At 60.7% G+C, this 15702-nt stretch carries 14 protein-coding genes; 12 read left to right on the forward strand and 2 right to left on the reverse strand.

What is annotated here, in order from left to right; all coding sequences use genetic code 11:
• The first annotated feature begins 91 nt into the window (after positions 1 to 91).
• The 3 genes from AC2TDJ_RS01015 to AC2TDJ_RS01025 all read left to right on the forward strand — a co-directional run bounded on the left by AC2TDJ_RS01015 (position 92) and on the right by AC2TDJ_RS01025 (position 4585).
• Entirely contained in the window at positions 92 to 3010 is a 2919-nt protein-coding gene (locus tag AC2TDJ_RS01015) for an error-prone DNA polymerase (protein WP_480838368.1), read from the forward strand.
• Positions 3011 to 3060: 50 nt separating this feature from the next.
• Positions 3061 to 3474: a group III truncated hemoglobin gene (locus tag AC2TDJ_RS01020; RefSeq protein WP_480838370.1), complete on the forward strand. Its 414-nt coding sequence runs from the start codon at positions 3061 to 3063 to the stop codon at positions 3472 to 3474.
• Positions 3475 to 3628: 154 nt separating this feature from the next.
• Positions 3629 to 4585, forward strand: coding sequence for a DMT family transporter (locus AC2TDJ_RS01025; RefSeq protein ID WP_480838372.1), 957 nt, complete (start codon positions 3629 to 3631; stop codon positions 4583 to 4585).
• A gap of 66 nt (positions 4586 to 4651) precedes the next feature.
• Here AC2TDJ_RS01025 and AC2TDJ_RS01030 read toward each other — a convergent pair whose 3' ends face one another.
• On the reverse strand, positions 4652 to 5764 hold the full coding sequence (locus AC2TDJ_RS01030; protein WP_480838374.1) for an S-(hydroxymethyl)glutathione dehydrogenase/class III alcohol dehydrogenase: 1113 nt from the start codon (positions 5762 to 5764) through the stop codon (positions 4652 to 4654).
• Positions 5765 to 5894: 130 nt separating this feature from the next.
• On the opposite strand from AC2TDJ_RS01030, the gene AC2TDJ_RS01035 reads away from it, so the two are divergent.
• Together AC2TDJ_RS01035 and AC2TDJ_RS01040 are read left to right on the forward strand one after the other, a co-directional pair.
• A complete protein-coding gene (locus AC2TDJ_RS01035; RefSeq protein WP_480838376.1) occupies positions 5895 to 6185 on the forward strand; it encodes an I78 family peptidase inhibitor in 291 nt (96 codons plus the stop codon).
• A gap of 66 nt (positions 6186 to 6251) precedes the next feature.
• Positions 6252 to 7904 carry a DUF6504 family protein gene (locus AC2TDJ_RS01040; protein ID WP_480838378.1) on the forward strand — a complete coding sequence of 551 codons (1653 nt, stop codon included), beginning with the start codon at positions 6252 to 6254 and terminating at the stop codon, positions 7902 to 7904.
• Positions 7905 to 7907: 3 nt separating this feature from the next.
• Here the strand turns inward: AC2TDJ_RS01040 and AC2TDJ_RS01045 are convergent, their stop codons facing one another.
• Positions 7908 to 8633, reverse strand: a complete 726-nt coding sequence (locus AC2TDJ_RS01045) for an SDR family NAD(P)-dependent oxidoreductase (RefSeq protein ID WP_480838380.1) — start codon at positions 8631 to 8633, stop codon at positions 7908 to 7910.
• A gap of 192 nt (positions 8634 to 8825) precedes the next feature.
• On the opposite strand from AC2TDJ_RS01045, the gene AC2TDJ_RS01050 reads away from it, so the two are divergent.
• The 7 genes from AC2TDJ_RS01050 (at position 8826) to AC2TDJ_RS01080 (ending at position 15691) form a co-directional block, all read left to right on the forward strand.
• Positions 8826 to 10148, forward strand: a complete 1323-nt coding sequence (locus AC2TDJ_RS01050) for an NAD(P)/FAD-dependent oxidoreductase (RefSeq protein WP_480838382.1) — start codon at positions 8826 to 8828, stop codon at positions 10146 to 10148.
• 31 nt (positions 10149 to 10179) lie between these two features.
• The gene (locus AC2TDJ_RS01055; RefSeq protein WP_480838384.1) at positions 10180 to 10656 is read left to right on the forward strand and encodes a hypothetical protein; all 477 of its coding nucleotides are present in this window, start codon (positions 10180 to 10182) and stop codon (positions 10654 to 10656) included.
• Entirely contained in the window at positions 10656 to 11879 is a 1224-nt protein-coding gene (locus AC2TDJ_RS01060) for an MFS transporter (protein ID WP_480840180.1), read from the forward strand. Before AC2TDJ_RS01055 ends, AC2TDJ_RS01060 begins: the two co-directional genes overlap by 1 nt.
• Entirely contained in the window at positions 11876 to 12487 is a 612-nt protein-coding gene (locus AC2TDJ_RS01065) for a DUF3833 domain-containing protein (RefSeq protein WP_480838386.1), read from the forward strand. The genes AC2TDJ_RS01060 and AC2TDJ_RS01065 overlap by 4 nt, the downstream gene beginning before the upstream one ends.
• Positions 12484 to 13026, forward strand: a complete 543-nt coding sequence (locus AC2TDJ_RS01070) for a DUF3833 domain-containing protein (RefSeq protein WP_480838388.1) — start codon at positions 12484 to 12486, stop codon at positions 13024 to 13026. The genes AC2TDJ_RS01065 and AC2TDJ_RS01070 overlap by 4 nt, the downstream gene beginning before the upstream one ends.
• A 134-nt stretch (positions 13027 to 13160) precedes the next feature.
• Positions 13161 to 14366, forward strand: coding sequence for a YcaO-like family protein (locus AC2TDJ_RS01075; RefSeq protein WP_480838390.1), 1206 nt, complete (start codon positions 13161 to 13163; stop codon positions 14364 to 14366).
• Complete coding sequence (locus AC2TDJ_RS01080) at positions 14363 to 15691, forward strand: TfuA-like protein (protein WP_480838392.1); 1329 nt, start codon at positions 14363 to 14365, stop codon at positions 15689 to 15691. The genes AC2TDJ_RS01075 and AC2TDJ_RS01080 overlap by 4 nt, the downstream gene beginning before the upstream one ends.
• Positions 15692 to 15702: the final 11 nt, after the last annotated feature.

Below are 15702 nucleotides of genomic sequence, written 5' to 3' on the forward strand. Positions count from 1 at the left end.
CCTTTCATCACGAGTTCGGACGACCCGTTTCCTGCGCAATGACGCAAAGGACTCGAAAAAGAACAAAACGTGAATATAATATGGAATCGCCATGTATGCCGAGCTGTCGATCACGTCGAACTTCACCTTCCTCACCGGGGCCTCGCACCCCGAGGAATATATGGAGCGTGCCGTCACCCTGGGCCTGCCCGCCATCGCCATCGCCGATGACAACTCGGTCGCCGGCATCGTCCGCGCCCACACCCAGGGGCGCGAGATTGCCCGCAAGGTCCGCGAACGGCTGGAGTGGGAAGCGCAGAACACCTCCATCGGCCCACCCTGTCCCGATCACATCCCCAAGCTGCCCTCGTACCCGATCCACGCGGTGCCCCGCCTGATCCCGGCGGCGCGGCTGATCTTTACCGACGCGCCGACCGTCACCGCCCTGCCCCTGAACCGGCAGGGCTGGGGCAATCTGTGCCGCATCCTGTCCAAGGGCCGCCTGCGCGCCGAGAAAGGCGACTGCATCCTGTACCTATCCGACCTGCTCAAATTCTCCGACGGTCTCCACCTGCTCCTCTGGCCACAGGCGGCCCGCTCCCCGGGCGGCGCGGAGGCATGGCGGACACAGGCGCAACAGCTGACGCGCCGCTTTGCGGGGCGGATGCATCTATTGATGCATCCTCGGTATGACGGCGCAGACAGCGCGTATTTTTCTTTGTTAGAGATTGAATCTAAAAAACTCGACATCCCCACGCTCGCCAGCGCCACGCCGATGATGCATCACGGCACCCGCCGCAAACTGGCCGACGTCCTGACCGCCATCCGTCTGCGCCGCAAGGTTGACGATCTGGGCCGCGCGGCACTGGCCAACGGTGAACAACGCCTGCGCTCTGAGCCTGAAATGTTGCGCATCTTCAAAGGGCATGAAGGCGCCGTCACCCGCGCCCATGACCTAAGCGAACAGCTCACCTTCTCGCTCGACGAACTGCGCTATGAATACCCCAGCGAGGGCAGCGAACAGGAAACCCCAACCCAACGCCTGCACCGTCTGGCGCATGAGGGGTTGAAATGGCGTTATCCGGCGGGCGCGCCGGATAAGGCGAAAAAGATGCTGGCGCATGAGCTCGCGCTGATCGGCAAGCTGAAATACGAACCCTACTTCCTGACCGTCCGCGACATCGTCCATTTTGCCCGGTCCCGCAATATCCTGTGCCAAGGGCGGGGATCAGCCGCCAACTCGGTCGTCTGCTTCTGCCTCGGCATCACCGAGGTCAGCCCCGAGATGGGCACCATGGTCTTCGAACGCTTCGTCTCCGAAGCCCGCGACGAGCCCCCCGATATCGACGTGGATTTCGAACATGAACGCCGCGAAGAGGTGATCCAGCACATCTACGACCGCTACGGACGGGAACGCGCGGGCCTCTGCGCCACGGTGGTGCATTACCGTGGTAAACGCGCCATCCGTGAGGTCGGCCGCGCCATGGGCCTGACCGAGGACACGATCTCGGCGCTGTCCTCACAGCTTTGGGGCTTCTTCTCGGCCAAGGGGCTCGAGGCGCACCGCATGCGTGAAATTGGTCTCGACCCCGAGGATCGCCGCCTGAAACAGACTCTAACACTGGTCTATGAGATCGACGGCTTTCCCCGTCACCTGTCTCAGCACGTGGGTGGTTTCATCATCACCGAGGGGCGTTTGGACGAACTTGTCCCCATAGAAAACGCCACGATGGAGGACCGCACGGTCATCTGCTGGGACAAAGACGACATCGACTCGCTGGGCATTCTGAAGGTCGATGTGCTCAGCCTTGGGATGCTCACCTGCATTCGCAAGGCGTTCGATCTGATCAGCCAGCACCACCAAACCAGCTATACGCTGGCCACCCTGCCGCCCGAGGACCCGGCGGTTTATGACATGCTGTGCAAGGCCGACAGTATCGGCGTGTTTCAGGTGGAATCACGTGCCCAGATGAACTTCCTGCCCCGGATGCGGCCCCGCAACTTCTATGATCTGGTGATCGAGGTCGCCATCATCCGCCCCGGCCCGATTCAGGGCGACATGGTCCACCCCTATATCCGGCGGCGGAATGGCGAGGAGGAGGTCAGCTTCCCCTCGGACGAACTGGGCGAGGTGCTGGGCAAGACGCTGGGCGTGCCGCTGTTTCAGGAACAGGCGATGCAGATCGCCATTGTCGGCGCAGGCTTTACCCCGGAACAGGCCGACCGGCTGCGGCGATCGCTGGCGACGTTCAAGAAACACGGCAATGTCAGCGAATTCCGCAGCCTGTTTCTGCGCGGGATGGAACGTAACGGCTATGAACAGGATTTCGCAGAACGCTGTTTTTCCCAGATCGAGGGGTTCGGGTCGTACGGCTTTCCCGAAAGCCACGCGGCCAGCTTTGCGCTGCTGGTCTATGCCTCGGCCTGGATCAAATGCCATCACCCCGGCATTTTCGCCTGCGCGCTGCTGAACTCGCAACCGATGGGGTTCTATGCCCCCGCCCAGATCGTCCGCGATGCGCGCGAACACGGGGTTCAGGTGCGCCCGGTCTGCATCAATGCCAGTTTCTGGGACAATGTGATGGAGCCCGACGGCCAAGGCGGGCTGGCCTTGCGGCTGGGCTTCCGCCAGATCAAGGGGCTGAGCGAAGAGGACGCCAGTTGGCTCACCGCCGCGCGGGGTAACGGTTACCATCAGGTCGACGATGTCTGGCGCCGCGCGGGCCTCGGGCCGTCGGTCATCGAACGGCTGGCCGAAGCCGACGCCTTCGCCGCCTGCGACCTGACCCGGCGCGAGGCGCTGTGGCAGGCCAAGGCGATTGCGACCGCCAAGCCGCTGCCGCTGTTTTCACAGGATCTGGAAGGCGAGGCGCTGGACGAACCCGAGGCTTACCTGCCGCAAATGACTTTGGGCGAGCAGGTGGTCGAGGACTACGTCGCCACCCGCCTCAGCCTCAAGGCGCATCCGGTGGCCTTGCTGCGGCATCTGCTGACACCGGACCAGCGCGACAAAACTACCTCTGTAGCATGACGGCGCAACCGGATATTTGCCCTGGACAGAGTCGAAACCCGAGACCGCACATGTCCAGACCAACCCTGCCCCCACGCTTTCCCGCGACGCCCGAACAGATCAACGCGCAGGTTCGCGCCTTTTACGCCCGCGTCCGTGAAGACACGCTACTGGGTCCGGTCTTTGCGAAACATGTAGGAAACTGGCCCGCGCATGAGGAAAAGATCGCCCGTTTCTGGCGCAACGCCATCCTGTTCGAGCGCAGCTATGACGGCAATCCGCAGCGGGTCCATATCGAGCGACCCGACGTGAAACCCGAGATGTTCGCCCATTGGCTCGACCTGTTCGAAGAAGTCGCCACCCAGACGCTGCCACCGGAAACCGCCACCCCGTGGGTCGCTCTGGCCCGGCGCATCGGTATCGGGATGAAAGCGGGTTTGCAATCTGCGCGCCAACCCAAGGACGCGCCACCGGTCCTGCGATGATCTCGATCATGGCAGGTTTGACATGTTAGCGGTAAAATAAGGACTACCCGCCTCGGCAAAATGGGGTTAAGCAGCGACAAAGACAGCCGGAGATTCCGTCCGCGCTGCCATGGCAGACCGCCGCCACACTGACCCATTGACCGAGGCCACACCGATGAGCACTCAAAACACCACCCTCAGGGGACTTGGTTTCGCGTTTCTTGGATTCGCGGTCTTTGCCAGTCATGACGCGCTGATCAAGGTGCTTGGCGGGACCTATTCAGTGTTGCAGATCATCTTTTTTGCCACGCTGTTTTCTTTTGTCCCGATGGCCGTGTCCATGCTGGCCGACCGGACACCCAGCAATTTCCGCCCACGTCACCCGTGGCTGGTGATGCTGCGCTCGGGCCTCGTTGTCACAGCCATGTCCTGCGCCTTTTACGCTTTTTCTGTCCTGCCGCTGGCCGAGGTCTACTCTCTGCTGTTCTCGTTCCCGCTGATCGTCACGGTTCTGTCGATCCCGATTCTGGGAGAGGTCGTTCGCGTTCAGCGTTGGGCAGCCGTGGGTGTTGGCCTGATCGGTGTTCTGATCGTTCTGCGTCCCGGTTCGACAGACATCACCCTGGGCCATCTGGCCGCGCTGACGGCCGCGTTTTGCAGTGCTTTTGGATCCGTTCTGGTGCGCAAAATTGGTAATGAAGAACGGTCGGCGGTTCTGATCCTCTATCCGATGCTTCTGGCCATTGTGGTTATGAGCGTGGCGCAGCCGGCAGTATATCAACCGCCGTCTCTGTTGCATTTGGCGATGATGGCGCTGGTTGGTCTGTTCTCTGTGATCGCTCAACACCTGATTATTCTGGCCTACCGGGCCGCGCCTGCCGGTGTGGTGGCCCCCAGCCAGTATAGCCAGATCATCTGGGCTACGATTTTCGGCATGGTGTTCTTCGGAGAGCGCCCCGATGCATGGGTTGCGATCGGCGCAGGGATCATCATCGCGTCGGGTGTCTTCGTTGTCTGGCGGGAAAGCAGGGCGGATGTGTCGCCAAACAAACCAGTTCTGCGAATCCGCTCTCCGCGGGTCGATACGGGTGCATCGGCAAGACCGAACAGGCAACCGGAAACAAATACCTAACGCAAACGGCGCACCCGAGAGTGCGCCGCAAGCCATGAATTGCCCGAATTAGAGCCTTAGTCTCGGTTAGTAGACAACAACCGAGCGGATGCTTTCGCCCCGATGCATTAGGTCAAAGCCATGGTTGATGTCGTCCAGACCCATGGTGTGCGTAATCATCGGGTCGATCTCGATCTTCCCATCCATGTACCAATCAACGATTTTTGGGACGTCGGTCCGGCCCCGCGCACCACCGAACGCGGTCCCGCGCCATGAACGACCAGTGACCAGTTGGAACGGACGGGTCGAGATTTCGGCCCCGGCAGGTGCCACACCGATGATGATCGATTCACCCCAGCCTTTATGTGCCGATTCCAGTGCGTCGCGCATCACTCCGACATTGCCGGTGGCGTCGAATGTATAATCCGCGCCACCCTTGGTCAGGTTGACCAGATAGGGGACCAGATCGCCTTCGACCTCTTTCGGGTTGACGAAATCGGTCATGCCGAATTTCTCGGCCATTTCCACTTTGGCGGGGTTCAGGTCGACACCAACGATCTGATCGGCCCCGGCCAGACGCAGGCCCTGGATCACGTTCAGACCGATACCACCCAAGCCGAACACGATGGCGCGGCTGCCGATTTCCACCTTGGCGGTGTTGATCACCGCGCCGATACCGGTCGTGACACCGCAACCGATGTAGCAAATCTTGTCGAACGGCGCGTCCTCACGCACTTTGGCCAACGCAATCTCGGGAAGAACCGTGTGGTTCGAAAAAGTCGAGCAACCCATGTAGTGCAGGATCGGATCGCCATCCAGCGTCGAGAAACGAGACGTCCCGTCGGGCATCAGTCCCTTACCCTGAGTCTCGCGGATCGCCTGACACAGATTGGTCTTGGGGTGCAGACAATATTCACACTCGCGACATTCCGGTGTGTAGAGAGGGATCACATGGTCGCCCGGTTTCAGGCTGGTCACGCCCGGACCGACCTCAACCACCACGCCCGCGCCTTCATGACCCAGAATTGCCGGAAACAGACCCTCGGGATCGGCGCCCGACAGGGTGAATTCATCGGTGTGGCAGATGCCGGTGGCCTTGATCTCGACCAGAACCTCACCCGCCTTGGGGCCTTCGAGGTTCACGTCCATCACTTCCAAAGGTTTGCCCGCCTGAACGGCGACGGCGGCACGGGTGCGCATGGTGCTTGTCTCCCTGTCAATTTTGCCCCGACCCTGCGTCAATTACAGGGTGTTTTCAACTGTGCTTTGGTGACAGATTGGCTAATTCTTTGATATTGCAGAAACGACATTGCCGGAAAGAGGAGCGCCAATGCGCCGTTTTGTTCCATTTTTTGTTGTTCTGGCGGCCTGTGCCGAGACGGCCCCACCACCCGAAGACGCCCGCCTTGCGCCCGAAGCCGCGCCGGTAGATTTGGCCTTTTGTGAAGGCGACGCCTTTATCAATTCCATTGGCCAACCGGTCTCGACCATTCAAAACCAGTTGCCTGAACGCGCGCGTGTGCTGGGGCCGGATGGGATTGCGACTCAGGACTATCGCATCGACCGGCTGAACGTCTTTGTGGACGATGCAGACGTCGTTCAGCGCCTGACCTGCGGATAAAGGCAGACTCGACTCGGGGCGTGATTCTCATTTAGAACAAAATGAGAACATGTTGATGTCTGCCCAATGCCCAAACGCCGAATACTCTCGCTCTGGTTCCCCCGTCTGGGGGCTGAACGGCTGGTCCGCGCCGCACGGGGCCTGCACTCTGGGCCTTTGGCCGTGGTGGCCGAACAGGCGAACATGCAGGTTGTCACGTCTCTTAATACCGAGGCTCAGACCGCCGGTCTGCGCATCGGCCAGCCGGTGCGCGACGCCCATGCCATGTGCGCCAACCTGATCACCCGTCCTCGCAACGCCCCGGCCGAGGCCGCGTTCCTGACCGCCCTGCGCCGTTGGGCGGGCAAGTTCAGCCCGTGGGTCGCCGAAGAAGCTCCGGACGGGCTGATCGTCGACCTGTCGGGCTGCGCCCATCTGTTCGGCGGCGAAGAGACCTTGCTGAGCGTTTTGGAAACCGACTGCGCAGACATGGGCCTGAGCGTGCAGATGGGCATCGCCGACACGCTGGGGGCCGCGTGGGCTTTGGCACGGTATGCCGGGCAAGAGGCCACGTCCGACCGCAATGGCGACGCCATCAGCCAGGAGGCGCGCGCCACCCGCGCCCGCGCGGGCAAGCGACGGCACTGGACCAAGGGCGGGGCCGCACCGCAGGTGATGGCGCTGGGCGGTGGCGCGCGGATTTCAGAACCAGGGCAGTCCTATGGCGCGCTCAGCCCCCTGCCCATTGCGGCACTTCGGCTGGATGACCCCGTCGTGGCGCAGCTCAACCGGCTGGGCCTGCGCCGGATCGGCGACCTGCTGGGCCAGCCCCGCGCCTCTCTGGCCCGCCGCTTCGGACGCGGGCTGGTGCTGCGGCTGGATCAGGCGATGGGCAGCGCGCCCGAGCCGGTCTCGCCTGCGCGTCCGCCGCATCACTTTGCGGTGCGGATGACCCTGCCCAACCCGATCGGGTTGACCGAGGACGTGATGGCCGCCATTGACCGGGTGCTGCCGACGCTCTGCGCCAAACTGGAAGAGAAAGGCCGCGGCGTCCGCACCCTGCGGCTCGAGGCGCATCGCGCCGATCAGGCGGCCGAGATCATCGAGGTTGGTCTGGCCCGCCCGACCCATGACAAACATCGCATTCGCCCTTTGTTAGAGATGAAAATCGATAAGATCGACGCGGGCTATGGCATCGATATGCTGCGGTTGGAGGCGGTGCAGACCGAACCCATCCACGCCCGCACCGTAGCCGGCCATGCCGAGGCCCGCCGCGTGGCCCGCAACCGGCTTGAGGGTAATACAGCCGTGGATGACCTGATCGGCAAGCTGGGTGCCCGGGTGGGGCTGGAGGCGATCACGCGGCGACACCCGGCAGCCTCGCATATCCCCGAGAAGACGGCGCAGACGCTGGCGGCGGCCTGGTCGGAACCGGCCCGCGACTGGCCTGCCCCGCCGCGCCCCCGCCCCCTGCAGATGTGGCAGCCCGAACCGGTGATGGCGCCGGAAACTCCGGATGTTCCAACCGCCTTCCGCTGGCGCGGGCGCGACTGGCAACTGGCACAGGCCACCGGCCCAGAGCGGATCGCGCCGGAATGGTGGCTGGATGACCCCAACTGGCGCAGCGGCGTGCGCGATTACTGGGTGGTGGTGACCGAACAGGGTGAGCGGCTGTGGCTGTTCTACGGCCACGGCGGCACCATGTCCGCAGGCTGGTTTTGCCAGGGACAGTTTGGTTAGACTCTACTTTCCGCGATAAACCAGCAGATCCGGCAGGTAGTCAATCAGACGGATAAACCAGGAAAACGGCGCAGGGAAATCGGTGCGAAAACGGCGGCGTGACATCGCCTTGACCACGCGCCCAGCCGCGTCCTCGGGCGTCATCAGCATCGGCATGTTAAAGCTGTTCTTCTCGGTCAGGCGTGTCTTGATAAAGCCCGGATTGACGATCCGAACGGTCACACCGGTGCCCGCCAGATCATGCCGCATTGTCTCGGCCAGAGAGATCAGTGCCGCCTTACTGGCCCCGTAACCGATAGCGGCTGGCAAGCCGTGATAACCCGCCAGAGATCCGATCAAGGTGATATCACCCCGACCAGCGCGAACAAAGCCGGGCACGGTTTCTCCGAGTACCCGCACTGCGCCAGAGTAGTTCACATCACTCATCGCAAGCGCTGTTTCGGTGTTCCATTCGGTTGACCGCATCGGGTCATAGGCCCCGGCGTTATACACCAAACCATCGATGGCCCCGACCTGTCCAACAGCGTCACGAACAGACTCTAAATCGGTCACATCGCACGGGATCGCGCGTGCATTCGGCAGGCTTGCACAGATTTGAGCAAGTCGCTCGGCATTGCGGGCGGACAGGATCAGGTGTGCGCCCTGACGGCCAAGCGCTTCGGCCAGCGCCCGGCCCAATCCTTCGCTTGCGCCGATGATCCAGTAGGTTTTGCCGTAAAAACTGTTCATGCGTGGGTCGTTTCGCTCCTGAATGTTACCTTTACGCCCCCGCGATGGCTTCGGATCACAACGGATCGACAGTATCCGGACCCGCAACCCGAAGTCACGATGTAGATCAATGGTGAAAAACTTCTAATGGGATTGATCCAGCCGCGCCTGTCCTGCGTATCCTACTGTAAAACGTCACTTAAAGAGGCTGGAATGTTCGACGAATCCCGGGGTGCCCGAAAAAAGATCGCGATTGTAGGTGCAGGTATTTCAGGGCTTTCCGCCGCTTACTATCTTTCAGACAACAATGACGTGACGCTTTATGAGGCCGAACCCCGTCTGGGAGGTCACGCTCGCACGGTTTTGGCTGGCAGGAATGGCGACCAACCGGTGGACACCGGTTTTATCGTTTTCAACTACGCAACCTATCCCTACCTGACCAAACTGTTCGACGAACTGAACGTGCCGGTCACCAAAAGCGAAATGAGCTTTGGCGCGACCATCGACAACGGCCGCATCGAGTATGGATTGAACAATCTGCGCACGTTGACCGCCCAGAAACGCAATCTGGCCCGTCCCGCCTATTACAAGATGATCGCCGACATACTGCGCTTCAGCAAGGAAGCCCCTGACGCAGCGCGGGACGATGACACCACGATCGGAGAGCTTGTCGATCAATTGCGCCTTGGCCACTGGTTCCGCCACAACTATCTGATGCCGATGTGCGGTGCGATCTGGTCCACCCCAGTCGAGTTCGTGGATCAGTTCCCGGCCCGTTCATTGGTGCAGTTTTTCCGAAACCATGCCCTGCTGGCCAGCGGGCGCGCCAACCAGCATCAATGGTGGACGGTCAAGGGCGGAAGCATAGAATATGTCCGCCGGATCGAAACCGCGTTGAGATCCCGAAATTGCGATATCCGTCTGGCCTCACCCGTAGATCACATCCAACGCGATGCGTTGGGCGTGACGGTGCTGAGCAACGGGCAAGCCGACCTGTTCGACGAAATCATTCTGGCGACACATTCCGATCAATCCCTGTCGATATTGGGAAACAGCGCCACACCGGAGGAGAGCGCAGCTCTCGGTGCCATCCGATATCAACCAAACAAGGCCGTTCTGCACTGCGATCCTGCCCAAATGCCCAGGCGGCGGGCCTGCTGGTCCAGCTGGACCTACCGTTCCCAGGCCGGAAATGTGGGCGTCACCTATTGGATGAACAGACTTCAGAACATTCCGGACAGTGACCCGCTATTTGTGACGCTGAACGCACCGAAGGAGATTTCCGCGGACAAAATCTATGATGAGGTCGAGTTTGCTCACCCGGTTTTCGACAAGGCCGCCCTGCGTGCGCAGAAGCAAATCCGCGAGATCCAGGGACAGAACAGAACCTGGTTTGCCGGTGCTTACAACCGGCATGGGTTTCACGAAGACGGGATCGCAAGCGCAATGCACGTTGTTGATCTGCTCAATGGCAGCCCGCAAACGATCGGAGCCGACAATGGTATTCTCAAAGAAGATCAGCCCATTCCCGCGTAGGTCGATAAATGTTTTTTTCAGCGCAACGCTTGTGTCGGCGTTGCTGCTGACCCCTGTAGGGTCGGCGGCGTCCCCCTTGCCCGGAGGTCTGAAAGACCCGCAGCTTGTCGGTAGTTCAACCTTCCGGTTTCTGGGCCTGCCGGTCTATGACGCCAAGCTCTTCACTCCGGACGGCGCCGCGTTCAACTGGAACGAGGATTTCGGTTTGCAGCTAACCTACCGCAAGAACCTCAAACAAAAAGCCTTGGTTGAATCGACGCTTGAAGAGATGGCCCGGCAAGGAAACCCGGCCCCGACACAGGCGCAACTGGAACGGTGTTTTCAGGCCGTCGGTAAAGGCGACAGCTATCTGGCCGTGTCCAACGGTCCGGACGAGGTCGACTTCTGGCGCAATGGCCGCAAGACCTGTTCTTTGACCTATCCGGGCGCAAAGCGGTCTTTCATGTCCATTTTTCTCGGCAATAACACGCGGTCGGTCAGTTTTACCCGTCAGTTGAAGGGGCAATGATGCTGTATCCCCGGGTCAGCTTGTACGCCCTGATGCTGGCTGCGGCTGGAATACCGCTGTATATCCACCTGCCGCGCTTTGCCGCCGTTAATCTGGGCATTGGATTGGGCGTGATTGGCACCGTTTTATTGTTCATCCGGCTGGTGGATCTGATTCAGGACCCGCTGATCGGCTGGGCCATTGATCGATGGCCGCGCGGGCAGGTTCTGTTTGCTTCTGCCGCTGCACTCGGACTGGCGATTGGGTTCCCACTACTGTTCACTCTGCCCGAAAATGCCAGTGTTAGTATCTTGGTGGTCGTTCTAGTATTACTGTTTTCCGCATACAGCCTCGGAACCATCCTGCTCTATGGCCGCAGCGCCACGCTGGCGAAGAAGGCGGATGCAAATGAACTGATGATCCTGGCCGCCTTTCGGGAAGGCGGGCAACTGACGGGTGTCATTTTGGCCGCCGCCGCGCCCGCATTTTTTGTGGCTCTTGGAGCCGGAGCGCAGGGTTACCCTGCCTACGGTGCATTTCTCGGGCTTTTGGCAGTTGTCACACTTCTCCTGACGCTCCCTATCTGGCGGCGCGCACCGATCACCGGACACGCATTGTCGATCGCCGAGCTGCGACAAGCCGGAGCACTCCGTTTGTTGGCGTTGGCGCTGATCAACAGCCTGCCGGTCGCCATCACCTCGACCCTGTTTCTGTTCTTTGTCGAGGACAGACTGCAATTGCCGGGAAAGGCGGGGCCTTTACTGATCCTGTTCTTCCTCAGCGCCGGGCTCAGCGTGCCCTTCTGGGCGCGTCTCAGCAACCGAATTGGCCCAAAACAGACTCTTATTATCGCCATGCCGCTGTCGATTGCGGGCTTTGTCGGAGCCGCCATGCTATCCACCGGAAACCTGATTGGCTTTGCCCTGATCTGCGTGGCCTCCGGTGCCGCACTCGGAGCGGATATGGTCGTTCTTCCGGCCATGTTCTCAATCGTATTGACGCGCGCCGGGTTAAATGCCTCGACCGCGTTTGGCATCTGGTCTTTTGCGGGCAAACTTGGCCTCGCACTGGCCGCCTTCCTCACGCTTCCGCTGCTCGAGCGCAGCGGGTTTGTCCCCGGACAATCCAACTCGGCCCAGGCGCTTGAAACGCTCAACCTCGCCTATGCCGTCCTTCCCTGCATTCTCAAACTCGGCGCGTTCGGCATGGTCCTGACGTTGCCGACGGAGGTCTCTGCCAAATGAAACTTTTCGTTGTCATCCTTCTAGCGGTGCTGGCCCTGATTGTTGGCAAAGCCCGGTTCCTCAGCTTCCGGTCGCAATCACCGGCGGATTATGCCAGCACCGGTCCGCAGTTCTCGCTCAAACGGCATCTGAACGGGGAAATCCTGTCCGAAGGCCTGATCTATGGCCCGAACGGAAAGATGTCCAACAGCTTCGTTGCCAGAATGGTCGGGGAATGGGACGGGAACTCGGGCACGCTGGCCGAATACTTCACCTATTCCAACGGCAAACAGATGACCCGGAAGTGGCATCTGACACTGGGCACCGGCAACTCGTTTACGGCCACGGCCGATGATATCGTGGGCGAAGGGCACGGCGTGATTTCGGGCTCGACCGTCAAACTGACCTATCGCATCATCCTGCCCGAAGACGCCGGCGGTCACACACTGGACGTGACCGACTGGATGTATCTGACCGAAATCGGCGCGATCATGAACCGCTCCGAGATGCGCAAATTCGGCCTCAAGGTGGCCGAACTGATCGCCACCATGCGCCCGGCGCCGGAAGTCGCATCCGCACATCTGAACGGGGCCAACGGTTATGACGCCGAAGCGAGGCCGCTGCAATGATCCCGCGTCGTTTCCTGATAGCCGCGCTTGCCATTGCCGGTTTGGCAGTCCTGACTGCCTGTTCCGCCAAACCTCGAATACCCAAGACCTTTCTGTCCGACCGACAGCTGAACCTTGAGGAGTTTTTCGAGGGAAGGACCGTGGCTTACGGCCAGTTTCAGGACATTCTCGGCAACGTCCCCCGCCGCTTCACGGTCGAGATCGATGGCACTTGGGATGGTAAAACCCTGACGCTGGTCGAGGATTTCATCTATGACGACGGTGCCACTGAACAGCGGATCTGGACCCTGATCAAGACAGGTGAGGACACCTGGACCGGGTCCGCTCCGGGCGTTCTGGGAACCGCAACAGGGATCGAGCGCGGTGATACGTTCAATTGGACATACAAGATCGATCTTCCTGTTAAAGACGGTACGATGCGGGTGAATTTCGACGATTGGATGTGGTTGCTCAGCGACGACAGGCTGCTCAACCGCGCCTATGTGTCCCGCTACGGAGTGCGGCTGGGCGAGGTCATATTGTACTTTGAAAAGAAATGATTTTTGACCAGCGGCTTCGCAACGGTTGACCCCTGCGATTTCCTCCCGCATCCTTGCCGGAACCGGACCGTTTCGTGTTTTCGACGTCTGCGTGGCGCATGCGGTTTGACAGACATATCGGCAAGGTCAGGTGGATGCCCGAAACATCGCAGAAGACATATGTTCTGGACACCCATCGGCTGAGGGACCCGGAACAGACCCTTGCGATCGTCCGGCCTCATCTCAAACGAATGGGCATCACCCGCATCGCCAACCTGACAGGGCTGGACAGGATCGGTCTGCCGACAGTGATGGTGACGCGTCCCAATTCCCGATCCGTCGCGGTGTCGTTGGGCAAGGGCCTGTCTCTGCGCGCGGCGGAAGCGTCCGGCGTGATGGAGGCCATTGAATCCTGGCATGCCGAACGGATCGAATTGCCCCTGCGGCTGACCAGCCATGCCGATCTTGTGCATGAGGCGCATGTCGCCGATGTCTCGGCACTGCCCAAGGTCACTGGCGGGCGCTTTGATCCGTTTCGCAGCATGCTGTGGGTAGAGGGGCGTGACCTGGTCGCCGACCAGTCCTGCTGGGTTCCGTATGAGATGGTCGACACCGACTACACCGTTTCACATGGTGCAGGGCAAGGGGCCTTTCCGCGTACAACTAATGGGCTGGCCTCGGGCAACAACGTCACCGAAGCAAGCTGCCATGCCATCTGTGAGCTGATCGAACGGGACGCGACCACACTCTGGCATCACCGCCCTGTGCCGGCGCGTGTCGATCCTGACAGCGTCGACGATCCGCGCTGCCGACAGGCGATGGATCTGATCACAGCCGCAGGGCTTGAGATGGGGATATGGGACACAACGTCAGATATCGGGATTGCCTGTTTCCGCTGCATGATCTGCGAGGCGGGGGACACGCCCGGCCATATCGGTATCGGCGATGGCTGCCACCCGGACCGGTCGATTGCCTTGCTGCGGGCGCTGACCGAGGCCGCGCAGACGCGGCTGACCTATATTTCGGGCGCTCGAGACGATCTTGATCCGGCAGAGTTCACGAACACCGCGCAGGCGGACCGGTGTGCTTATGTTCGGCGCGTGATCAGCGCTGCAACGGCCTCTGTCGAATTTTCAGCCTGCCCTACACATGTCACCGGTTCGTTTGACGAAGACCTCGGCCTTTTGTTGGACGGTTTGGCCGGCGCAGGGATCGATCAGGTGATCACAGTCGATCTGTCCCGTCCCGAATTTGACATTGCGGTGATCCGGGCAGTCATTCCGGGGCTGGAGGCGCCGCATGATGATCCGGACTACGTCGCGGGAGAGCGGGCAAAACATGTCGGAGATGCAGCGGCATGAAGCCTGTTGTATTCGTTGGACCTACCCTGCCCGCCGAGGACGTCGCCCGGTATCTGGACGCGACCATATTGCCGCCCGTGCGACAGGGCGACGTATACCGCGCTGTTCGCGGCGGACCGAGTGCAATCGGAATTATTGACGGCTTCTTTGAAGGTGTTCCGTCGGTCTGGCACAAGGAAATCCTTTGGGCGATCGAACAGGGTGTTCCCGTATACGGCAGCGCCAGCATGGGGGCGCTGCGGGCCGCCGAATTGGCCGATTTCGGAATGATCGGCGTCGGGCGCATTTATCAGGGCTACCTGAGCGGCGTGCTGCAGGACGACGACGAGGTCGCCGTGCTGCACAGCCCTGCCGAGCTTGGGTTTCAGCCGCTCAGCGAACCCATGGTCTCGTTCCGCGCCACGGCGGAACGGGCCGTCGACGCAGGCGTACTGACGCCGGACGCCGCAGTGGAGATGTTGCGGGTCGCGAAGGCATTACATTATCGCGACCGGACGTGGGACACTGTATGCGATACGCTGGCCGGATGTCCTGGCGCATCGGATTTCAAAAGCTGGCTTGCCGACGGCCGGGTCGACGCCAAGGCTGACGACGCGCGGGAAATGCTGATGCAGATGGCGCAGCAAGACGTACCCGAACGGATCAACGGCACTCCGGTCCGGGTCGAACCCACGCTGGCCTGGCGCGAATTGCGTGCCCGCGTCGACAACGAAGCTGCGGCGGCATCGACCAGCGAGCGACGCACCATTGATGAATTGAGACTGGACCCGGAACGATACGCACAGTTTCAGGAGCGCGCCCTGCTCCAACTGCTCGCGGCCGAAGAAGCAATACGGCAGAAACGCGAACCGGACCGTGACGCTTTGCTTGCGCAAATGTCCAGCCACCGAGCCAGCGCCAGACTACATCGACACACCGATCTGATGAGATGGCTGGACGAAAATGACCTGAACCCGCAGGAATACGAGGCATTGCTTGCCATTCGGTCCCGTGTCCAGGCTGCCTTGTCCGCCCGGGCACAGTCACTGGACACTCCATTACTGGCCGAACTTCGGCAAAGCGGTGGATATACCGCGTTACGTGACCGAGCCGCCCGCAAGGCAGAGGTGATCGCTCATCTCGATTTGCCAACAGGAAGACAGGCGTCGCTGGACCGTTTACAGGTGTTGCTTTGGTATTTTGAAACACGACTTGACCAACCGGTCCCGGATGATCTTGAATCATACGCAGTTTCTCTCGGCCTGGCCGGGCGCGATGAATTTTACGAATTGATCGAAGCTGAGTTCTTGTTTTGCCAGACGGATGGCGACCCCACCGGACCCTGATCCTTGCAACC

Source organism: Ruegeria sp. HKCCD6647-2 (assembly GCF_057221075.1).